This window comes from Mucilaginibacter sp. KACC 22773 (assembly GCF_028736215.1).
In the GTDB taxonomy this organism is placed as follows: Bacteria; Bacteroidota; Bacteroidia; order Sphingobacteriales; family Sphingobacteriaceae; genus Mucilaginibacter.
Genome location: NZ_CP117883.1, coordinates 293,442 through 315,211, shown reverse-complemented (window position 1 = coordinate 315,211; position 21,770 = coordinate 293,442). Strand labels below are relative to the sequence as shown.

23 protein-coding genes and 1 pseudogene are annotated in these 21,770 nt (G+C 43.8%); 16 read left to right on the top strand and 8 right to left on the bottom strand.

The window, feature by feature from the left end:
- The first annotated feature begins 43 nt into the window (after positions 1-43).
- From recJ to PQ469_RS01320, 4 genes are all read left to right on the top strand, one after another.
- Complete coding sequence (recJ, locus tag PQ469_RS01335) at positions 44-1,756, top strand: single-stranded-DNA-specific exonuclease RecJ (RefSeq protein WP_274211376.1); 1,713 nt, start codon at positions 44-46, stop codon at positions 1,754-1,756.
- A gap of 564 nt (positions 1,757-2,320) precedes the next feature.
- The gene (gene lptB / locus PQ469_RS01330; protein ID WP_090641041.1) at positions 2,321-3,061 is read left to right on the top strand and encodes an LPS export ABC transporter ATP-binding protein; all 741 of its coding nucleotides are present in this window, start codon (positions 2,321-2,323) and stop codon (positions 3,059-3,061) included.
- 13 nt (positions 3,062-3,074) lie between these two features.
- Positions 3,075-4,598, top strand: coding sequence for a GH3 auxin-responsive promoter family protein (locus PQ469_RS01325; protein ID WP_274211375.1), 1,524 nt, complete (start codon positions 3,075-3,077; stop codon positions 4,596-4,598).
- Between the two features lie 256 nt (positions 4,599-4,854).
- Positions 4,855-5,919, top strand: a complete 1,065-nt coding sequence (locus PQ469_RS01320) for a type I restriction endonuclease (RefSeq protein ID WP_274211374.1) — start codon at positions 4,855-4,857, stop codon at positions 5,917-5,919.
- A 186-nt stretch (positions 5,920-6,105) separates the two neighbouring features.
- On the opposite strand, the gene PQ469_RS01315 is transcribed toward PQ469_RS01320, so the two are convergent.
- Both PQ469_RS01315 and folP read right to left on the bottom strand, forming a co-directional pair.
- Entirely contained in the window at positions 6,106-6,597 is a 492-nt protein-coding gene (locus tag PQ469_RS01315) for a GNAT family N-acetyltransferase (RefSeq protein WP_274211373.1), read from the bottom strand.
- A 9-nt stretch (positions 6,598-6,606) separates the two neighbouring features.
- Positions 6,607-7,458: a dihydropteroate synthase gene (gene folP / locus PQ469_RS01310; RefSeq protein ID WP_274211372.1), complete on the bottom strand. Its 852-nt coding sequence runs from the start codon at positions 7,456-7,458 to the stop codon at positions 6,607-6,609.
- Between the two features lie 164 nt (positions 7,459-7,622).
- Here folP and PQ469_RS01305 point away from each other — a divergent pair, with 164 nt between their 5' ends.
- The 6 genes from PQ469_RS01305 (at position 7,623) to PQ469_RS01280 (ending at position 13,461) form a co-directional block, all read left to right on the top strand.
- A complete protein-coding gene (locus tag PQ469_RS01305) occupies positions 7,623-8,105 on the top strand; it encodes a DUF1599 domain-containing protein (RefSeq protein WP_274211371.1) in 483 nt (160 codons plus the stop codon).
- On the top strand, positions 8,102-9,253 hold the full coding sequence (locus PQ469_RS01300; protein ID WP_274211370.1) for a BT_3928 family protein: 1,152 nt from the start codon (positions 8,102-8,104) through the stop codon (positions 9,251-9,253). The genes PQ469_RS01305 and PQ469_RS01300 overlap by 4 nt, the downstream gene beginning before the upstream one ends.
- Positions 9,254-9,255: 2 nt before the next feature.
- Positions 9,256-10,314, top strand: coding sequence for an ABC transporter permease (locus PQ469_RS01295; protein WP_090641030.1), 1,059 nt, complete (start codon positions 9,256-9,258; stop codon positions 10,312-10,314).
- A gap of 127 nt (positions 10,315-10,441) precedes the next feature.
- Positions 10,442-10,954, top strand: a complete 513-nt coding sequence (locus tag PQ469_RS01290; RefSeq protein WP_274211369.1) for a shikimate kinase — start codon at positions 10,442-10,444, stop codon at positions 10,952-10,954.
- 281 nt (positions 10,955-11,235) lie between these two features.
- Complete coding sequence (locus PQ469_RS01285) at positions 11,236-12,534, top strand: IS4 family transposase (RefSeq protein ID WP_274208853.1); 1,299 nt, start codon at positions 11,236-11,238, stop codon at positions 12,532-12,534.
- A gap of 93 nt (positions 12,535-12,627) precedes the next feature.
- Positions 12,628-13,461, top strand: a complete 834-nt coding sequence (locus PQ469_RS01280; protein ID WP_274211368.1) for a maleylpyruvate isomerase N-terminal domain-containing protein — start codon at positions 12,628-12,630, stop codon at positions 13,459-13,461.
- Positions 13,462-13,555: 94 nt separating this feature from the next.
- On the opposite strand, the gene PQ469_RS01275 is transcribed toward PQ469_RS01280, so the two are convergent.
- Complete coding sequence (locus PQ469_RS01275) at positions 13,556-13,741, bottom strand: hypothetical protein (protein WP_090641022.1); 186 nt, start codon at positions 13,739-13,741, stop codon at positions 13,556-13,558.
- 91 nt (positions 13,742-13,832) lie between these two features.
- Between PQ469_RS01275 and PQ469_RS01270 the strand changes: the two genes are divergently transcribed.
- The 4 genes and pseudogenes from PQ469_RS01270 to PQ469_RS31355 all read left to right on the top strand — a co-directional run bounded on the left by PQ469_RS01270 (position 13,833) and on the right by PQ469_RS31355 (position 15,506).
- Positions 13,833-14,771, top strand: a complete 939-nt coding sequence (locus tag PQ469_RS01270) for an SPFH domain-containing protein (protein WP_090641020.1) — start codon at positions 13,833-13,835, stop codon at positions 14,769-14,771.
- A 21-nt stretch (positions 14,772-14,792) separates the two neighbouring features.
- Complete coding sequence (locus PQ469_RS01265; RefSeq protein ID WP_274211367.1) at positions 14,793-15,347, top strand: DUF922 domain-containing protein; 555 nt, start codon at positions 14,793-14,795, stop codon at positions 15,345-15,347.
- Positions 15,344-15,421, top strand: a pseudogene (locus PQ469_RS31360) (hypothetical protein); the annotation flags it as partial. The gene PQ469_RS01265 and the pseudogene PQ469_RS31360, both read left to right, overlap by 4 nt.
- Complete coding sequence (locus PQ469_RS31355) at positions 15,390-15,506, top strand: hypothetical protein (RefSeq protein ID WP_443192816.1); 117 nt, start codon at positions 15,390-15,392, stop codon at positions 15,504-15,506. The pseudogene PQ469_RS31360 and the gene PQ469_RS31355, both read left to right, overlap by 32 nt.
- A 50-nt stretch (positions 15,507-15,556) precedes the next feature.
- Here PQ469_RS31355 and PQ469_RS01260 read toward each other — a convergent pair whose 3' ends face one another.
- The 3 genes from PQ469_RS01260 to PQ469_RS01250 form a co-directional block, all read right to left on the bottom strand.
- Positions 15,557-18,016, bottom strand: coding sequence for a PIG-L family deacetylase (locus PQ469_RS01260; protein ID WP_274211366.1), 2,460 nt, complete (start codon positions 18,014-18,016; stop codon positions 15,557-15,559).
- 151 nt (positions 18,017-18,167) lie between these two features.
- On the bottom strand, positions 18,168-18,647 hold the full coding sequence (locus PQ469_RS01255; protein WP_274211365.1) for a nucleotidyltransferase: 480 nt from the start codon (positions 18,645-18,647) through the stop codon (positions 18,168-18,170).
- A 2-nt stretch (positions 18,648-18,649) separates the two neighbouring features.
- A complete protein-coding gene (locus PQ469_RS01250) occupies positions 18,650-18,814 on the bottom strand; it encodes a hypothetical protein (RefSeq protein WP_274211364.1) in 165 nt (54 codons plus the stop codon).
- Between the two features lie 186 nt (positions 18,815-19,000).
- Here PQ469_RS01250 and PQ469_RS01245 point away from each other — a divergent pair, with 186 nt between their 5' ends.
- Together PQ469_RS01245 and PQ469_RS01240 are read left to right on the top strand one after the other, a co-directional pair.
- Positions 19,001-19,198 (top strand): hypothetical protein, encoded by a 198-nt coding sequence (locus tag PQ469_RS01245; RefSeq protein WP_090641012.1) that lies wholly within the window; start codon positions 19,001-19,003, stop codon positions 19,196-19,198.
- 9 nt (positions 19,199-19,207) lie between these two features.
- Positions 19,208-19,489, top strand: a complete 282-nt coding sequence (locus PQ469_RS01240) for a type II toxin-antitoxin system YafQ family toxin (RefSeq protein WP_090641010.1) — start codon at positions 19,208-19,210, stop codon at positions 19,487-19,489.
- Between the two features lie 7 nt (positions 19,490-19,496).
- Here PQ469_RS01240 and PQ469_RS01235 read toward each other — a convergent pair whose 3' ends face one another.
- Positions 19,497-20,480, bottom strand: a complete 984-nt coding sequence (locus tag PQ469_RS01235) for a glycoside hydrolase family 43 protein (protein ID WP_274211363.1) — start codon at positions 20,478-20,480, stop codon at positions 19,497-19,499.
- A gap of 115 nt (positions 20,481-20,595) precedes the next feature.
- Positions 20,596-21,603: a family 43 glycosylhydrolase gene (locus PQ469_RS01230; protein ID WP_274211362.1), complete on the bottom strand. Its 1,008-nt coding sequence runs from the start codon at positions 21,601-21,603 to the stop codon at positions 20,596-20,598.
- Between the last annotated feature and the right edge of the window lie 167 nt (positions 21,604-21,770).

Genomic DNA, 21,770 nt, shown 5'->3' with positions numbered 1-21,770 from the left:
AATACCAAAAAAATATATTTACTGTTATAAAAGCTGCAAAGATATGAATAAACGTTGGGCGATAAGGGATAATGCCGATGAGGATTTGGTACGCAAATTATCTGCCGAACTGAATATTGATACCGTTTTAAGCAGCCTGTTGGTACACAGGGGGATAAGTGATTTCGAGAGCGCCAGGTACTTTTTCAGGCCCGATCAGCGGCACCTGCACGATCCTTTTTTGATGAAGGATATGGAGGAAGCCGTTATACGTATTGAAACCGCCATTGCCGCCGGCGAAAAGATACTGGTTTATGGCGATTACGACGTGGATGGTACAACCGCTGTTGCCACTGTTTACAGCTTTTTTAACAAGCAGTATAAAAACATGGAATATTATATTCCGGATAGGTATAAAGAGGGCTATGGCATATCAACCCAGGGGATTGATTATGCTGCACAAAATGGTTTCAGCCTTATTATTGCACTTGACTGCGGCATTAAATCGGTTGATAAAATTGACTACGCCAATACCCTGGGGATAGATTTTATAATTTGCGACCATCACCTGCCCGGAGCGCAGCTACCCGCCGCCGTAGCGGTGCTTGATCCCAAACGCGCCGATTGCGAATATCCTTACAAAGAATTATCGGGTTGCGGTATTGGCTTTAAGCTGATACAAGCTTATGCCGAAAAAAACGGGATCCAATTTGAAGCGGTAGCGCAATACCTTGACCTGGTCTGCATCAGCATATCCTGCGATATTGTACATATTACCGGCGAGAACCGGGTGCTGGCACACTTTGGCCTGCAAAAAATAAATACCGACCCGTGCATTGGTGTAAAAACGCTGATTGAGGTTGCCGGCAAAACACCCGGAAACTTAACTATATCTGACGTAGTGTTCCTGATAGGCCCACGGATAAACGCCGCCGGGCGTATTGACGATGCCAAACATGCCGTTGAATTGCTGATAGCTTGTGATGAAAACGTGGCCAGGGCAAAAGGCCTCATGATAAACACCCGCAATACCGAGCGCAAAGGGCACGACCTTACCATTACCGACCAGGCGCTTGATATAATTGATGGCGACGAAGTGCTGATAGGCCGAAAATCAACCGTGGTATTTAACAAGGATTGGCACAAAGGCGTTATTGGTATTGTGGCATCGCGCCTTACCGAAAAGTATTACCGCCCCACCATTGTGCTTACCCAATCAAACGGGCATGTGGCAGGTTCGGCACGCTCTGTTTTGGGATTTGACCTTTACGAGGCGCTTTGCGAGTGCAAGGATCTGCTTATCCAGTTTGGCGGGCACAAATATGCGGCAGGCTTAACACTGTTGCCCGAAAACGTAGAAGCCTTTAAGGATAGGTTTGAAGAAGTGGTGAGCGCTACAATATCGCCGGAACAATTAATTCAGCAGATACAAATTGATGCCGAATTACGTTTAAGCCAGATAGAACCGAAATTTTTCAGGATACTGAACCAGTTTGCGCCTTTCGGGCCCGAAAATATGGCGCCGGTTTTCATAAGTAAAAATGTGTATGTTAGCGGTAACGCGAGCCTGGTAGGCCAGGCACATATTAAAATGACTGTAATGCAGGAAGGTACGGCGGCGTTTGATTGCATTGCCTTTAACCACGGCGAATACCTGCCGCAATTAAAGCCAGGCGTACCCTTTGATATTTGCTATAGCATTGAAGAAAATATTTGGCGCGAACGAAGAACGATACAATTGAATATAAAGGGGATAAGGTTTAAAAGTCAAAATTAAAAAATTTTGGCTGGAGGAATGACACACGAAAATAAAAGACTGTCATGCTGAGGAACGAAGCATCTATTCGCGAACTTTTCTATCGGCCATGCATAGCTGATATCCTTCGTTCCTCGGGATGACAAAAAAGCATCACCCGGGAAATGATAGATTTGTTGATGAACATTCCGTCGGCAATGCATGTCGGCGAAGACTCACCCCGACGAGGCTACGGCCGTCTGCCCCTCTCTCCGACTGCGTCGCATAGAGGGGCGAAAAAAATAAAATATGGGGTTTACCCTCTTGGCGGCGTAAGCCGGAGAGAGAGTCGGCCAGCGAAGCGTTGCCGGGGTGAGTCGTGACCAGCGTTCAGGCCGGAGTAAAACGCGTTAGGGATTGAAGCGGATACCGGCCCGTGACTAAGGCCTGCAGGCGTATGAACGAAAAGCCCGGCCGAAGGAACGCCCGGGTTAAAGTCAAAATTAAAAAGTCAAAAGTCAAAAATTTTGGCCGGAGGATTATAGATATAGGTGGAAAGCAAAGGTAAAGCGACAGGTTTTTACTTTTGAATTTTGAATTTGAAAAATGATACTACGAGCAGAAAATTTAGTAAAAAAGTACAAACAGCGTACCGTTGTTAACGATGTATCGTTTGATGTGGCGCAGGGCGAAATTGTGGGTTTGCTGGGGCCGAATGGCGCCGGTAAAACTACTTCGTTTTACATGATAGTTGGCTTGATAAAGCCTAACGAAGGCACTATTTTTCTGGATGATAAGGATATAACCCAGGACCCCATGTATCGCCGCGCGCAAAAAGGCATTGGCTACCTTGCGCAGGAGGCGTCGGTATTTCGCAAACTGACGGTTGAGGATAACATTAAAGCGGTGCTGGAGATGGGTGGTATGCCTAAAGACCGGCAAAAAGACAAACTGGAAGAATTGATTGACGAATTCAGCCTGCATAAAGTACGCAAAAACCGGGGCGACCTGCTCTCGGGTGGTGAGCGCCGCCGTACCGAAATTGCCCGTGCCCTGGCAGCCGAGCCTAATTTTATTTTGCTGGATGAACCTTTTGCCGGGGTTGACCCTATTGCCGTGGAAGAGATACAGGCGATGGTAGCCAAACTAAGGCACCGCAACATAGGCATCCTGATTACCGACCACAACGTACAGGAAACACTGTCGATCACCGACCGCGCTTACCTGCTTTTTGAAGGTAAAATTTTAGAATCGGGCGTGCCCGAGGTACTGGCCGAAAATGAGATGGTGCGGAAAGTATATTTAGGTGCTAACTTTGTACTCAAGAGAAAAGTATTCCCTCAATAATAAAACCTGCTGTATGACAATATTTAACTCCGTATTTACTTGGTTCATGAAAAAGCGCATCCACCAGATTGAGCTTTTTATGAAATATCCCAACGAAGTACAGGAGGAGTGGTTTGAGCAGCTGATATCAATGGCCGAGAGTACCGAGTGGGGCCGCAGGTACCAGTATAAAAGCATTGAAAACCTTACCCAGTTTAAGGAGCGGGTACCCATACAAAATTACGATACGCTGAAGCCATATATAGAGCGCATGCTCAAAGGCGAAAAAAATGTATTGTGGCCGTCAGAGATCCGCTGGTTTGCCAAATCATCCGGCACTACTAATGACAGGAGCAAGTTTATACCCGTGAGCGAGGAAGCCCTGGAAGAGTGCCACTTTAAGGGCGGCAAGGATGTGCTCACCATCTATTTTAACAACCAGCCCAACGCACGTATGTTTACCGGCAAAGTGCTTACGCTTGGCGGCAGTCACCAGGTAAGCACCATAAACCCGGATGCTTCGTTTGGCGACCTATCGGCCGTGATCATGAAAAACCTGCCCCTTTGGGCCGAGCTTCACCGTACACCGCAACTGGAAATTGCCCTGCTGGATAACTTTGAAGAAAAATTAGAAAAAATAGCCCAGGCCACTAAGGATGTAAACGTAACCAGTATTGGTGGCGTACCTACCTGGAATTTGGTGCTGTTTAGACGGATACTGGAAATAACAGGCAAAAAAAACATGCTGGAAGTTTGGCCCAACCTGGAGATGTATTTTCACGGAGCGGTTAACTTTGGCCCCTACCGCGATCAGTTTAAAGCCCTGATCCCCAGCGACGACATGTACTACCTGGAAAATTACAATGCATCCGAAGGCTTCTTCGGCATCCAGGATACCCGCGAACCAGGCGATATGCTGTTAATGCTGGATTATGGCATTTTTTACGAATTTTTACCTCTTGAACACCTGCACCACGATAATCCTGAAACGCTTACGCTGGATGAGGTGGAGCTGGATAAAAACTACGCGCTCATCATCAGTACCAATGCCGGGCTTTGGCGGTATATGATAGGAGATACCATTAAGTTTACATCGTTATCGCCATTCCGCATCCGGGTAACCGGCCGTACCAAACATTTCATTAATGCCTTTGGCGAGGAAGTGATTATTGACAATGCCGAGCAAGCCCTGGAAGAAGCCTGCCAGCAAACCGGCGCCGTCATTTGCGAGTATACTGCCGCGCCTGTTTATTTTAACGGTAACGATTGTGGCGCCCACGAATGGATAATTGAGTTTGAAAAGCAACCCAACGAATTTGAACGTTTTGTGGATATCCTTGACGAAACCCTGCGCCGCATCAACTCCGATTACGACGCCAAACGCTTTAAAGACCTGGCCCTGCGCCGCCCCATAGTACGCCGCGCCCCCGAAGGCACTTTTTTTAGCTGGATGAAAGAAAAAGGTAAATTAGGCGGCCAGCATAAAGTACCCCGCCTGGCTAATGACCGCGAGTATGTGGATGCTATTTTGAAAGTAATGGAGTTGGTGGAGGAATAGGCGTTAGAGTCAAGAATCAAGAGCCAAGAATCAAGAATTAAGACAAAAACCTTGAATCTCATTAATCTCCCGCGAGATTAGCGTAGCGTAGCTCGTGGGTAAAACTGGTTGAAGCCTTTGGCTTCAGTTCAGCTGAAAGCATGGGTAGCTGCGGGATTAAAAGACCTTGGCAGCGAATATTTATTCTCAACTGTAAGTATTTGTATATCAAATACAAATACTATACCTTTAATCCCTACAATAAACCAATTATCACATGGACTTCAAAGATCAGATCCTACAGCTTGCCGCGCGAGCTGAAAAAATGCTTCCACAAATTCAAACAGAAGAAGCTACAAAAAATGCATTGATAATGCCTTTTATTCAAATAATGGGTTACGATGTATTTAATCCATCCGAAGTCAACCCAGAATTTATTGCGGATATCGGTATAAAAAAAGGCGAAAAGGTCGACTACGCAATTATGAAGGATGGCGAACCCGCGATTTTAGTAGAGTGCAAACATCACCTTGAAAACCTTGATCCACATAACTCTCAACTTTTTAGATATTTCCATACTACTAAAGCTAAATTTGGTTTACTTTCTAATGGGATGACCTATCGTTTTTATACAGACTTGGTCGAAAAAAACAAAATGGACTCTACTCCATTTTTTGAGTTTAAATTGACGGAGATAAAAGAAGTAGAGATCGCTGAACTTAAGAAGTTTCACAAATCGTATTTTGATGTCGAAAACATAACTAATACTGCGAGTGAATTGAAATACCTTAATGAGCTTAAAGGCATTTTAACAAGGGAAATTAACGCGCCATCTGAAAATTTTGTCGCATTTTTTACCAAGCAAATTTATCCCGGCGTTTTAACTGCCAAAATTAAAGAGCAATTTGTCCCAATAGTAAAAAGATCCTTTAGTCAGTTGATAAATGATACAATAAATGAAAGGTTGAAGTCCGCTTTAAATCAAGAAAAACAAAAAGACGCTGAGGAGGCCATAAAGATAGAAGAAGCCCAGGAGAATCCGGTTTCGAATATAATTACAACGGAAGAAGAACTTGAAGGTTTTTATATTGTAAAATCAATTTTAAGAAAAACAACTGATTCGAAAAGAATAACTTACAGGGATGCCCAATCATATTTTGCAATTTTGCTGGACGATAACAACCGTAAAACTATCTGTCGTTTATATCTAAACAGCAAAAAGATGCTGGCCATTCTTGATGAAAATAAAAAGGAAATTAAATACGATATAAGTGGAATAGATGAAATATTTGCGTATAGCGACGCATTACTAAAAACAGTTGAAAGATTAGAAAAGAAATAACCCTAAATATCAAACCCTTCAAAATTATTGAGGGGTTTAATATTTTTTATATCTTGAATCTTCCGCGAGATTAGCGTAGCGTAGCTCGTGGGTAAAACTGGTTGAAGCCTTTGGCTTCAGTTCAGCTGAAAGCTGAAACCATGTTTAGCCACGAGTTGGAACCTCGCGGCAGTCGGGAAATCATCTTCAGCCCAATTTTGATTTCAGCAGATTGATATCATCCCAAACAATCCAGTGCGGGTTTAAAAAAGTGCCGCCATATTTCAGGTAAATTTGTTGATATGGATTTTCCGGGGCTATGCCCACACACAAACTTTTGGCATTAAGGTTCATAGCCCAGCTTGCGACCTCCTTTAAAAGTGCCGTACCAATGCCGCGGCGCTGATATTCTTTCAACACGTAAAACGATTGAATTTCGGCATCCTTATCATAGCGGCTTGTAAGGTGTACCGCCAGGTACCCTACCATCCTATCCTGGTCAATAGCCTTAAATATAACCCTTTGCGGCCTGGCGCTGGCGGGCGATTGTTTTGCAAAATAAGTTTTCCAGCGGTAGGCCCTTATCTCAAAGTCGATATCGTGCGGCTCCATCAATTCGGGAAACGATTGTAATTTACTGTCAATCTCCACGCGGGTTATCGCCTCAATATCTGCCGTTGTAACTACCTGGATTTCCATATGAAATACTTACTGGCAAGCCTCCCATATCTTCACCGCCTCAACAGCCTCTTTTACATCATGTACCCGCAAAATATTGGCGCCTTTACTTAGTGCGATGGTATTTAAAGCGGTTGTGCCATTTAATGCATCCGCAGCGGTGCCTCCCAATAAACCGTAGATCATTTTTTTGCGCGATATACCTGCAAGCAACGGCAATTCCAAAATATCAAAATCCTGCATGCGCTTCATCAGTGCATAATTGTGTTCCTGTTTTTTGGCAAAGCCGAATCCGGGATCGATAATCACATCATGTACGCCCAGTTGTTTTAGCTGCTGATATTTACTTACAAAATAATCCAGCACCTCGTTAAAAACATCATCGTACTGCGCCATTTGCACCATGTTTTGTGGGGTGCCCTTCATGTGCATTAAAATATAAGGTACCTGCAGGCGGGCCACCGTGGCAAACATACCGGCATCCAACGTGCCGCCCGATATATCGTTAATCAAATGCGCACCCGCTTTAACCGCCGCTTCGGCAACCTGTGAGCGGAAGGTATCTACCGATAAAACAGCATCGGGAAAGGCAGCTACAATTGCCTCAATAACAGGCAGCAACCTGTCGGCCTCTTCGGCAGCAGTAATATCAACAGCACCGGGGCGAGACGAATAAGCACCGATATCTAAAAACGCAGCACCGTCGGCCAGCATCTTTTGGGCTTGCTGCAAAGCTTCATCAACAGATGACTTGCGGCTGGTGGCATAAAAAGAATCGGGGGTAATATTGATAATGCCCATTACCTTCGGCGCAGCCAGGTTGATAAGTTTCCCTCCTGCATTCAGGGTTATCTTTTTATGAAAAAATGTATCTTTAGCCACTTTGTTTGTTGTAATATTGACAGGGGTTAATGCGGTAAAGTTAATAACTTTATAGCGGTAGCATATCCCCGTAATTACAACGCCCCAACTTTAAAATATTCAGACCATTGGCTAACACATCAGCAGAATACGACGCGGTAATAAACAATTGTAAGGGTCTTTTCATGAAAAAGACCCGCGACTATGGCACCGCCTGGCGCATCCTTCGTTTGCAATCTATCACCGACCAGATTTTTATTAAAGCACAACGCATCCGCACACTCGAAGAAAAAAAGATTTCGAAAGTGGGCGACGATATTACCGGCGAATACATTGGAATTGTAAACTACTGCGTTATAGCCATGATGCAGCTGGACAGCTCGCCCGAAACACCTCAGGAACTGGCGGTTAACCATGTGGAACGCATGTTTGACGACAGAGTACTGGAAACCAAAGAACTCATGTTTGCCAAAAACCACGATTACGGCGAAGCCTGGCGCGATATGCGCATCAGCTCATTAACCGATCTGATACTCATGAAACTGCTGCGTGTAAAACAAATTGAAGATAACCAGGGCCTTACCGAAGCATCTGAAGGGGTAAAAGCCAATTACCAGGATATGCTGAATTACGCGGTATTTGCCCTTATAAAACTTGGAGTAAAATGAAGAACGCTTTGATTTGGTTTTGCAGGATAGCGGTAGGCTTACTGTTCATATTTTCCGGACTGATAAAAGCCAACGATCCATTAGGCTTTTCTTATAAACTGGTGGAGTATTTCGAGGTTTTCCATATCACGTTCCTTAATGATCTTTCGTTAACCATAGCTATTTTGCTTTGCGCCCTGGAAATGATCCTGGGTTTTGCCCTGCTTATTGGCGTGCGGCCGGTAAAAGTAGCTTGGGGCTTATTGCTGCTCATTATCTTTTTCGGTTTTTTAACTTTTTACTCAGCCTTTTTTAAAGTGGTGCAAACCTGCGGCTGCTTTGGCGATGCTATACCGCTTACCCCATGGCAATCGTTTAGCAAGGATATGGTATTACTGGTTTTAGTAGCCGTGATATTTGTAAACCGGGCTAAAATAAAACCCATATTTAGCGCAAAAGCAGGTGACAAATGGCTTATCGGCGCTGCCCTTGTTTCGGTAGGGTTTGGCCTTTACACCTATAACTTTTTGCCGGTAATCGACTTTTTGCCCTATAAAATAGGCGCCAATATTTCGGCCGAAATGGATACCCCGCCCAATGCGCCCAAAGATGTTTTCGTGCTTACTTATAAACTAAAAAACAAGAAGACTAAGGAAACTAAGGTAATGACCGATAAGGAATACCTGACTTCCGGCATCTGGAAAGATGCCAATTGGGAAACCGACGGCGACCCGGAAAACCGCCTGGTAACAAAAGGTTACGAGCCGCCAATCCGCGATCTGTCTATCCAGGATGCCCAACGTAATGATTTCACCAAAGAGTTGCTGGCAAGCCCTTTTTACAGCATTATCATCGTAGCTTACGATCTGGATAAAACCGATGATGACGCGATAAACAAACTGAATGCCCTGGCCATCAACGCTACCCAAAACTTTAATATCCGCACCATGCTGCTTACCGCAAATTCGCCGCAAAGCGCGCAGGCGTTCGTAAAAAAACACCGGATGATCAGCGAGGTTTTTTATGCCGATGGCGTGCCGCTTAAAACCATGATCCGTTCTAACCCCGGAGTAATCCTGCTGAAGAATGGTGTCATCATCAATAAATGGCATTACCATTCGGTGCCGAAGTATGATGACCTGGCGAAAACGTATTTTCAAAAACAATAACCATGATCAGCTACCTTATCCGCAAATTATTTTACGGGCTGGCCGTAATGCTGGGGGTGGTGCTGGTAGTTTTCTTTTTGTTTAACATTTTACCCGTTGATCCCGCCCGCATGACGCAGGGCCAGCGGGCCGACGTGCAATCGTTACAAGCCGTACGCAAAGAATTTGGGCTGGATAAGCCAAAGCCTGTACAATTTCTATATTACATCAATGATCTTTCGCCCGTAGGCATCCACCTGAATACTGCCGAAGAACAGCAACGGTATCACTACGTAAAACTATTTGCGGTAAGCGATGCCAAAGTGCTTGGGCTAAAATGGCCTTACCTGCGCCGCTCGTACCAAACCCATAAGGATGTGGCCAGTTTACTGTTAGAGGTTATCCCCAATACTATGGTATTGGCTACCACGGCTATGATCTTCGCTATTGTTATTGGCGTATTTTTAGGCGTGCTGAGTGCTGTACATAAAGATACCTGGATTGATAAACTGGCAATAGGCTTTTCTACTTTGGGTATCTCCGCGCCGGCTTTTTTCGCGGGTATCATCATCGCCTGGATATTTGGTTTTGAGCTGAGTAAATATACAGGCCTCAACATGTCGGGCAGTTTATTTAGTTACGATCCTTTCCGGGGCGAAGTGATGACACTTAAAAACCTGGTGCTGCCAATGATCACCCTCGGCTTGCGTCCGCTGGCAATTATTGTCCAGCTCACCCGTAATGCCATGCTCGATGTTTTAGGGCAGGATTATATCCGTACTGCAAAAGCCAAAGGATTAAGCAACAATACCATCATTTATAAACATGCGCTAAAAAACGCGCTAAACCCGGTAATAACCGCCATAGCCAACTGGTTTGCATCGCTGCTGGCCGGATCTTTTTTTGTGGAATACATTTTTGGCTACAATGGCTTGGGCAAAGCCACAGTTGATGCACTGGAAATGTCGGATTTTCCGGTAGTGATGGGTTCAATCCTCTTTATTGCCTTTATATTTGTAGTGATTAGTATCCTGGTAGATATAATTTACGTTTGGATAGATCCGCGGGTAAAATTAAGTTGAAAGCGGAGCAAGGATTTTTGGATATTGGATAAAGGAGCAAAGGCGGAAGGATAAAGGAGTTTTGGAGTCGGATTTTTTTGAATAATCTGAAATCTGCATATTTGAAATTTGCACATCTATAAAAATTATGAAGTACTTTTTAGTCGGGTTTATGGGTTGTGGCAAAACTACATGGAGCCGTAAACTGGCTGCCAAATTAGGCTACGAATTTATTGATCTTGACCACGCACTGGAAGCTAACGTAGGTATGAGCATAGCCGAATATTTTTCGAGTTTTGGTGAAGACGCCTTCCGCCAGATGGAATCAGATTTGCTGAAGCAAACCGAATATCCCGAAAACGTAGTGGTATCAACTGGCGGCGGTCTGCCCTGCTTTTTTGATAATATGGATTGGATGAATGCCAACGGCAAAACCCTGTACGTGAAATTATCGCCCAAAACACTGGCCGACAGGCTGGAAAACAGCAAAACGGTTCGCCCGGTACTGCAAGGCAAAAAAGGCGATGAACTGGTTGAATTTATTACCGGCAAACTGGCCGAGCGGGAAAGCTTTTATTTGAAAGCACATCATCATGTAGATGGTATCGACATGTCGGTTGAGAAACTGGAAGGTGCTTTGGGTTTGGGCGAGGTGGTATAGAAGAAATATAGACCTCACGACTGATAATAAATGTGCCGGGGGATGTACGATTCCTTCCTTGGGGAAGGGAAGATAGGGGTTTATGAGCTTTCGGGACTACATGGCGTAGAAACCCCTCCCTGCCTTTGCGCTCATTTTCCAGCCACACCCCTCCCACAATGTCATTAAGTTAAGGGTAATCATTTGATTGTCAATTATTTACATTGTTTTATTGTGTATTTTTTCGTATATTTAATTCATAATCAAATAGTTAAAGTGCAAAAAAAACCTCATTTTTAATCTTGGAAAAACTGAGGCAGGCAATTCTAAGTAAAGAACTTGTGCTAAAATTTAAAATGAAAGACCAAGACTTTACAAGAAATAGAAAGCAGACATTTGGAGCAACTTTGCTTTTTATGTTTAATTTATTGCGAAAGAGTCTCACTGTTGAAATCGATGGATTTGTGCGTTATTTAAACCTACGTTTTTCTTCAGACCCTACTCAGTCTTTTACTTCAAGTGCGTTTATTCAAAACAGGAAAAAAATCAGTCCAGCAGTATTCAGTCATCTGTCGGAGATAATAGTTGAAAATTTCTATGTAGCTGATAATGATTCACAAACCCTTCTAAATGGGTTTAGGGTACTTGCTGTGGATGGTTCCAGGATTACGCTGCCTTTTACCGAAAAACTAAAAAAGAGCTATGGAGCAACAAAAAATCAATTCGGAGAAACTATTGTACAGGCAAGGGCATCTGTTTTATACGATGTTTTAAATGGCATTGCATTAGATGCTTCGTTAGATAATCTAAGCGAAGGGGAACGTGATTTAGCATTAAATCATGCACATCAATGGAAGACAAATGATTTGATTATATATGACAGGGGCTATCCCTCCTTCGATTTTGTATACGAGCATGTTAAACTGAAAGTTGATTGTTTGATAAGGGTAAAATTGACTCATAATAATGTAGTTATCGCATTTGTGAAAGGAGGCAAAAAGTCTATAATTACAGAAATACGACCTCAAAAGAACCAATCATTCAAAGATAAAGAATACGGCAGGCACAGTACTTTACAAGTACGGTTTTTGCGTGTTGACTTGCCCGGAGGAGAAGTAGAAGTATTAATGACAACCCTATTAGATAGCCAAAAATACCCCACTAAAATGTTTAAGGAATTATATTTTCTAAGATGGGGAATTGAAACATTCTATGACGAATTAAAAAACAAACTTAAGGTAGAACATTTTACGGGCTATTCGGAAGTAAGCATTCAGCAGGATTTTTTTTGTGCCATTTTCATTAGCAATCTTCAGTCGGTTATAGTGAATGACCTTAAAGATGACTTACATATACAAAATCAAGGGAAAAAGTACGATTATAAAGTAAATACCAATTTATCATATGGCTTTTTGAAAAATAGGGTGATAGACCTTCTATATAAAAATGCGCCTTTAGAAAATATATTTCATGAATTGGAAATCCTGTTTCTAAAAAATACCATTCCGATAAGAAATAATCGAACTAACTTGAGAGATATGGATAAATATAAGAACAAAGAAAAACCGATTGTGACTAAAAACCAGAGAGATGCAATATGAGTTATCCTTAACTTAATGACATTGACCCCTCCCATGGGAGGGAATTAAAAACGATATGCTAAATTGTTTTATCACACCAACAAATTTATCACCATGGAAAACCGCATTGAAGTAAGGCATCTTTTTAAACCATTGGATGGAAAACTGATGGAATTGCTGGAATCATTAACTCCGGCAGATTGGAACAAGCAAACTGTGGCCAAAGCCTGGAAAGTGAAAGATGTAGTATCGCACCTGCTTGATGGTAACATCCGCGCCTTATCCATTCAGCGCGATAAATATTTTGGCGACCTGGCGCCTGCCAACAACAACTATCATGACCTGGTTGACTGGCTGAATAAACTCAATGCCGATTGGGTGAACGCCACCAAAAGAATAAGCCCCGATATATTGCTCCTGCTGCATAAAACAACCGGGCGGTTGGCATCTGCCTATTATGAATCGTTGAACCCTAATGACACCGCCATCTTTTCTGTTGGCTGGGCCGGCGAGCATGAAAGCCTTAACTGGATGCACCTTGCCCGCGAATACACCGAAAAATGGCATCACCAGCAGCAAATAAGAGAAGCAACCGGCCGCGATGGCATTATGACGCGCGAGTTTTTTTATCCCTTTATCGATACTTTTTTCAAAGGACTGCCCCATACTTTTAAAAACACGGGGGCACCGGTAAATACCCTTATAAAAATTACCATCACATCCGGAATTGGCGGTAACTGGTACCTTAAGAAAATAAAAGACGGATGGCATTTATTAAAAGAGGCCGATACAGAGAGCTTTGCCGCTACCGTAAAAATCCCCCCGGATATCGCCTGGAAATTATTTTCGAAAAGCATCCGCCCGGACGATGTAAAAACGCGGGTTGAAATAACCGGGAATGCGACGCTTGCCGGGCAGGTGCTTAATATGGTATCGGTGATGGCTTAGAGGAAGTCCGAAGTCTATAGTCTTTAATCGGAAGTTTGAAGTAGTTTTATTATTTTTTGACTCAAGACTCCCGACCCCGAACTTAAGACTATTATCAGGCCTCGTCTTTAGTATTGCGCACCAGGCTGATACCTGTAAAGAAAAATAAAATAGCTATTATGGCTACTACAATTAGTGTGGTAACCTGGCTACTATGGTTTATAACACCAATGCCTGCATAAATTAAGCCGATGATACCGAGTACGGTAAGTATGGCCCCGAAAGTGCGTTTTAAGTTCATGATAGTGTATGCTGTTTAAATAAGCTTTTTTATAAAAACAAATAGCACACCAATAATTTACCTATATTTATTTAATTAATAATAAGCCCTTATGACAGGTTCAATCATCACATTACTCATTGTATTTATTATTTTGGCAATCATATTATCATCCTTTGTGTCTGTAAAACAGGGCACAATAGTGGTAATTACCGTATTTGGCAAGTATCGCCGCATACTTACACCGGGGCTTAATTTTAAGCTGCCATTTATCGAAAACATTTACTCCAAAATCTCAATTCAGAACCGATCGGTGGAATTAGAATTCCAGGCGGTAACTTACGATCAGGCTAACGTTTACTTTAAGGCGATGTTGTTGTACTCGGTATTGGATCAGCAGGAAGAAACCATCAAAAATGTAGCTTTTAAATTTGTTGATGAACGCAACCTGATGCAGGCGCTTATCCGCACCGTTGAAGGTTCAATCCGTGCGTTTGTGGCCACCAAACGCCAGAGCGAGGTTTTGATACTGCGCCGCGATATTGTGGAGCATGTTAAGGAACAATTAGATGTGATACTGGAAGGCTGGGGCTACCACCTGCAGGATTTGCAGCTGAACGACATCACTTTTGATGATGTGATCATGAAATCAATGAGCCAGGTAGTGGCATCAAACAACCTGAAGGCCGCCGCCGAAAACGAAGGCCAGGCCCTGCTGATAACCAAAACCAAAGCCGCAGAGGCCGAAGGTAATGCCATTAAGATTTCGGCCCAGGCCGAGCGCGAGGCTGCACAGCTGCGCGGCCAGGGTATAGCCTTATTCCGCGAGGAAGTTGCCCGTGGTATGACGGTTGCCGCCAAAGAAATGGCCGGTGCCAACATGGATACCTCGGTAATACTGTTTACCATGTGGACAGAATCTATCAAACACTTCTCTGAAAACTCAAAAGGGAACGTGATTTTCCTGGATGGATCTACCGATGCCATGCAGCATACATTAAAAGAAATGATGGCCTTAAACCTTTTACATACCGACGACGTCAAAAAGTGAAAGTTTTAAACCCTGCACTTAATGGAAGTACGATTAGTGAAGTTGATTGGCGCTGCCGCCATATGTTTAACGACGATGACTGCCAAAGCACAGCAGTACCAACGTTATCATCCGCTAACTATTAATGATTTTTTAGGAACCCCGAGGCCAGATGCCCGTGGTGTTGTTGCATACACCAACTGTACCATCGATTTTAAATACGAGGCCAGTAACCGTAGCGGGTCCTATATCCTTACGGCAACTGTAAACCTGCTGATCAATAACTACAAATCATGGCTCGATAGGAGCCGTGTAACATCGCAGGAGATGCTTTCTGAAATACTGAAGCACGAACAAGGGCACTACCTGATTGCTTACCTGGAGCAGCAGGAGATATTAAGGCAGATAGGTAAAACCCGTTTCAGCTACAATTACCGCAATGAAGCGATGGCGCTTTTTAACCGCATAGATGCCAAATACAAGCAGCTTAACTCCAACTACGACGACGACACCCAGCACATGACCAACCGCCAGCAACAACGCAGCTGGGATTTATACTTCCAAAAACGACTGGAGTTTGAACCATCTGAGGAGTGAGTGGTCAGTGGTCAGTGGTCAGTGGTCAGTGGTCAGTGGTCAGTGGTCAGTGGTCAGTGGTCAGTGGTCAGTGGTCAGTGGTCAGTGGTCAGTGGTCAGTGGTCAGTGGTCAGTGGTCAGTGGTCAGTGGTCAGTGGTCAGTGTGAAAAGTTGATTTGACGAAGATTGTTTTAACTATTTAACAAATCCAACTCACTACTCACTACTCACTACTCACCACCGGGTTTACTCAATAGATTCACAAACAAACGATACGCCCCCGGTACTCCGGCGGGCAGTTCCCTGAAAAAGGCAAGCGAAGTATAAACAAACCTGCCCTTGCCATAGTCGCCAACTATGAGCGATCCGTTAAGGGGCGATTCTCCTTTATCATTCATCTGCAAAATGGATTTGTATTTGGGGTCCACGTCGCTTACAAAGTATAGGCCGCGTTCCTGAATCCAGCCTTTAAAATCATCCTGGGTAATTTTGTTGGGGTAGTTGAGTACGGGGTTGGGCTGATCTAAAACGGTTACAATCGCATCCTCATCTGTAACCCTCCTGTTAACTACGGTAAAAGGATACGGACCAATTTGTTTGGTAACCAGTCCTGAGTTATTGTTGTATTGTACTACCAGGTTGCCACCATTTTTTACATATTCCATTAGCTTGGGCTGCTCAAAAGCAAGGCGCTCGTTTACGTTGTAAGCACGTACCCCGGTAATAATGGCATCATAGGTTGATAAATCGCCGTTCATGATCTCGTTTTCTGATAGCATGTGCACATCATAACCAACCTGGCGCAGGGCCTCGGGCATCAAATCGCCTGCACCGGCAATGTAGCCTAATTTTTTGCCTGCAGTTTTCAGGTCCAGGTTTACCAGCTTGGCTTCGGCCGCAGGGAACAGGGTAATAGCAGGCACATGATCGTACCTTATCCTGCGTAACGATAGTGAATACGGCTTGCCGTTTGCCATCACAATAACCTGCAAGTCGGCAGTTTTTGGCTTATTATCGGCGGGCGCTACAGTAAAAGAAACCGTCCACTCATCGTTTTTATTTTTATCACGGAACTCAATTTTTTCCGGGCTTATTTTCCAGCCATCTACAGGTTTTATGCTCACGTTACCGCTGGCTACAGTGAAGCTTTTGAGTTTAACCTGGATGCTTTGCGGTTTCTGGCTGTTAAAAATGTAATCTTTCCCGTCGATATTAGCGGTAACCGGCGGTGTAATTTCTAATGGCTGATAAACTTCACCACGTACCGGGTCAACATATTTGTATACCAGGCGGCGTTCAAAGTTTATCGGTTTCCCTTCTATTATAAACTGAAAGCTTACTTTAAGCAGATCCGGATTTTCGGGGTTGCCGGGCATTGCATCATCAGGGATATTGTAGGTGCCTATCTTATGATCTGACGCTAACCAATAAGGCTGTGTTATTTTATCGGCTATAGTTGAACTTTCAAAACTTTGCTGCTGGTTGGCAGGGATAACTTTTGGCCCCAGGTCCAAAACATCGTTGCCAACGCCTATTTTATTGATCTTCACCTTATCATTATACCTGTCTACTACTGCCGATCTGATCTGGATCTTATCCCCTACCGCATAAGTGGCCTCGGTGGCATAAGCCTCAAACCACAAGCCTGCGCAGGTAGCTATTAAATCGCCCAGTTCTTTTGTCTTTTGGGTGCGCCAGTATACGTCTGATATCTTTTCAACCTTACCCAGCAATGCCACCAATGGTGTTACCGATTTTTCGGGTGCTTCCACATCAAAATTCCGCCTGATCACTTTTATCGATTCGCCAATATCCGCGCCGTCTTTAACACGTTTCCAGCCGGTTTCTACCCCATCCATCAGGTCGGTTTGCGGGGCATCTCCCAAAATGGTTTTAAAATATTCAAACGACTCGCCCCTTTGCTTAGCCGAGCCAAAGCCCTGGGTTTTATGGTTGCTGCGGCTCTCGGCAGCTATTTCGCCATAGCTTTTGCCAAGGGTAGTGTTGTATACGCCTACATCAATCTTAAACTGGTCGGCGGCGGTGGTATTGGTACTGCCAAAGTTGAAGGTGTTCCACATCAGGCGTTTGGCCTGCCATGGTTTTACATATTTTAATTGTTCGGGATACCTGGCTGGGTCGGCAGCGGCGCTAAAAGCCTCCTGGGCCAATATAGCCGATGAGGTATGATGCCCGTGGCCACCTTCGCCCGTAGTAGGGAAACGGCAAATGATAACATCGGGCCTAAACTTGCGGATAACCCAAACCACATCGCCCAAAACTTTTTCTTTGTCCCAAATTTTCAAAGTTTCTTCGGGCCCTTTGGAAAAACCAAAGTCGTTGGCACGGGTGAAGAATTGCTCGGCACCATCCACCTTTCTGGCGGCCAGCAGTTCCTGCGTGCGTATAAGCCCCAGCAACTCGCTTTGCTCGTTACCTATTAAGTTTTGTCCTCCATCACCGCGCGTGACCGATAAATATCCCGTGCGGTAATGCTTTTCCTGCGCCAGGTAGGCCAGCAGGCGGGTATTTTCGTCATCGGGGTGGGCGGCCACGTACAATACGCTGCCCAGGGTATTTAGCTTTTTAAGGTTTTGCTGAATAGTGCCGATATCCGTTGGTGGCGAAGTTTGGGCGGTTACACAGCTATAAAGGAATAATAAGGCTATAACAAAGGAGGTACGCTTCATGAAAACAAATATATTGAAAGATACCTATTTACAATTTTCTGTATCAATAATATAACATTAGGCCGACTTTTGGCACAAAGCGCAGTAGAATCACTGGCGCTGCTTAATTTATTGGTATCGCACAGGCCCGATACCCCGGAGATAAATAAATTTAGATATCATCCCTTAAATTACGTATCTGTTCAAGCGCCAAAACATCGCTTTGATCTTTCGGCCTGTTAACCCGTTTTTTGTTGATTATCAGTTGATTGATATGCAGGAATGGTATTTTTACATTTTCAATATCGGCCACAGAAGCCATTTGCAGACATTCCTCAAAGCTGTATTGCTCCAGGCCCTTCATTTCGGTGAGTATATCAAGCCGGAGACTGTTGTTTAGGTGAAATTCAGTCCAGCCAGGCACAAATTGCATGGTTTCTATTATTGGATAATCACCCATATTACAGGCTATGAAAGCTTTACGTAAGGCTTGCCTGTTTTCTAAATTGTCGTTAATCCAAATATCCAGGTCACCTGTGAAACGCTGATAACCATGGAAATTTATAGCGTAGCCACCTATCAGAATATATTGCACATGGTAATCTTGCAGGGCTTTCCAGAAATTAACAATTTCCTCATCAAATACATCCACAATTATTTACTGATAAATGGTTTATGAGTTACTGAAGCTTTGCTGGCAGCTTGCTGTATTTTATATAAACGGGTAGCCATTTCAAAACGCTCTTTATAGCTTCGCTTTAAACCTTCTTTTAAAAGTTCTAATTCGGCCTGATCAAATGATTGCTTCACTTTTTCCATAACTTAAGCCATTAAATATTATCAAATTTAAGGAAAATACCGGTGAAAATAATTAACACAGGTATTTAAGCATAACGACTAAAGCTAAAGTGATTGCAAACTTGATCCGGCTTATAAAAATATGACATGTTTTTATTCAAGCTGATTACAATTAAGTAAATTTGTATTACATCCAAAAAGTTTGTTATGCAAATACTTGAAATAAATGTACCAGATAATAAAACCCGCCTTGTTAAGCAATTTTTAAAGGAACTTGGAGTGACTGTTAAAGTAAAAAAGCAATCCGGCATTCCAAATGCGGATACTATTGCCGCTATGGCGGAACTTAAAGCCGGAAAAGGACGGAAATACAAAAGCGTAGATGAATTGTTCGACAGTATCTGATCAAGGAAGATGTTTGAAATAGTTACTTCCACAAAATTCTTAAAAGATCTAAAACTGCTTAAAAAACGATCCGTTAAAGATTTACAATTATTGCAACAGGTTATTACTACGCTTGCTGAAAAAGGGCATAGCGGACTGTCAAAAAAACACAATGCCCATAAACTCAGCGGCGACTATAAGGGTTATTGGGAATGTCACGTAAAACCAGATCTGCTACTTATTTGGGATGAAAATGAACAAATAATGCTTCTTGAGTTGGTGCGCACAGGCACGCATTCCGATCTTTTTTAATCAAATCCTATTTAACCTTACTCACCCCCTCGCTTGTCATCACCACTCTTTTTATTGTACCATCTTTATTATAGTACAAATAATCGATACATACCGAGCGATGGAAGCTGCCGGCATCGGGCACCAGGGCGCCGTTATGGTATATAAAATAATCTTTGCCTTTAAAGTTGATGATAGCCTGGTGATTGGTGTTGGAGTTGCCGGCAATTTCGTTGATGATGCCTTTATAAACCCAGGGGCCATTGATATTGCGGCTCATGGCGTAGGCTATTTTCTCGGGAAACTCATAGGCGTATGAAAGATAATACCATCCATTACGTTCATGAATCCATGGCGCTTCGGTATAATGCGGCAGGGTAATGGTTTTAATTTCTCCGTCAAGTTCGGTCATGTTGGGTTTTAGCTTGGCATAATAGCAAATGCCGTTGCCCCAAAACAGGTAGGCCTGCCCGTTTTTACCAATAATAACCGATGGGTCGATGTCGTCCCAGGAGTGTTTAACGGCTTTGGTCATATCGTTGGTAACCAGGGCCGTTCCGCGGGCGTCTTTAAAGGGGCCGGTTGGGCTGTCGCTAACGCCTACACCAATGGCTTTGCCGTGTATGGTGGCGTGCTCAACAGCTACATACCAATAAAATTTGCCATTGCGCTCAATTACCTGCGATGCCCAGGCATCATCACGCGCCCAGGTAAAATCCTTTACATTCATTGGCGAAGGATGCTCCGTCCAGGTGACCATATCCGACGACGAGAAGCACGTCCAATTATGCATTACGTAACCGTTGTGGTTGGTTGGCGCTTCGTCATGGCCGGTATACAGGTATACTTTGCCTTTATATAACATCGCAGCCGGATCTGCCGTAAATTCGTGACGGATGATTGGGTTGCCATCGGTATGGATAACAGAATCCGATTTTACCGTTTGGGCTTGTACCGAGGTAAGGCAGCCCAAAATGGTTGTCAATGCAAGTAGATATTTTGATGTTTTCATAATGTGTTACATGAACCGTCATTGCGAGGCACGAAGCAATCCCAAACTATTTGGGACTTAGCTTATCGGGGATTGGTTCGTACCTCGTAATGACGCAACTTTTATTTCGAGTTTTTTACCGTCCCCCTATCACCGGCCATCCATTAACCCAGTTCAATTTTCTTAATTGCAGTTTGGATATGCCCCGGTCTGCTGCATCGTAGCCATGATAAATGATGTAATCGTCGTCATCAAAGTGGGCAACGCCATTGTGCCCTACGCCATACCAGTTACTATCGCCTTCCAATAAAATGCTGCCGCCGCCTTTGTTCATGGCCAGGCCGGCTTTATCAAGGTAAGGCCCTTTTAATGTTTTGGAACGGCCAATGATCATTTTATAAGTACTCTTAGGTCCTTTGCAGCAGTAGTCTATCGATGCAAAAAGGTAAAAGTATTTATCGTGCCTGTAAATAAACGGGCCTTCAATGGCGTTACCACCGGCATCAACCGGGTTGCCATCCACAGCGGGCAGATTTTCGTTAACTGCTTTTCTGCGCGTTGCGATGGTTGGGATATTATCTATATTTTCGGCAACGCTTAACCTGTCGTTATTAAGCTTAACCAATTTCAACCCATCCCAAAACGAGCCGAATACAAGGTATGGCGTGCCATGTTTATCCGTAATTAAATTAGGGTCGATAGAATTCCAATTGGTTTTACCGGGGACAGATTGGATCACTTTACCATGATCAACCCATTTATAAGCCGCATCATTAGGATGTAAAGTAGTATTGGTAGCCACGCCGATAGCCGAGGTATTTTTACCAAATGCCGATACCGAATAAAACAGGTAGTAAAGGCCGTTATAATACGAAATATCGGGTGCCCAGATATGCCCTTTAAAACCGGGAATAGCATCAACAGCCCATTGTGGCGCGCTTGCAAACACAGGCTGTTCACGCTTCCAATGCAACTTATCTGCCGACGACCACATGGATATACCCATGCCGGTGCAAAAAATGTAATACGCGCTATCCTGCTTCATGATCACCGGATCATGCACCGATATACCAGTTTTTAACTCCTGCGCATGGGCGACGATGCAGGAGGTCATCAAAAGGATGGCTATGGTTAGTTTTTTCAAAATCAATTGTTTAACTGAAGTTTTACTCCCCGTCATTGCGAGGTACGAAGCAATCCCCGACATGCTTAGTCCCGCATAGTTCAGGATTGCTTCGTACCTCGCAATGACGGTAGTTTAGAACACTCATCTAACGATATCCGTTGCACATCATAACAATTCTCAGGTTT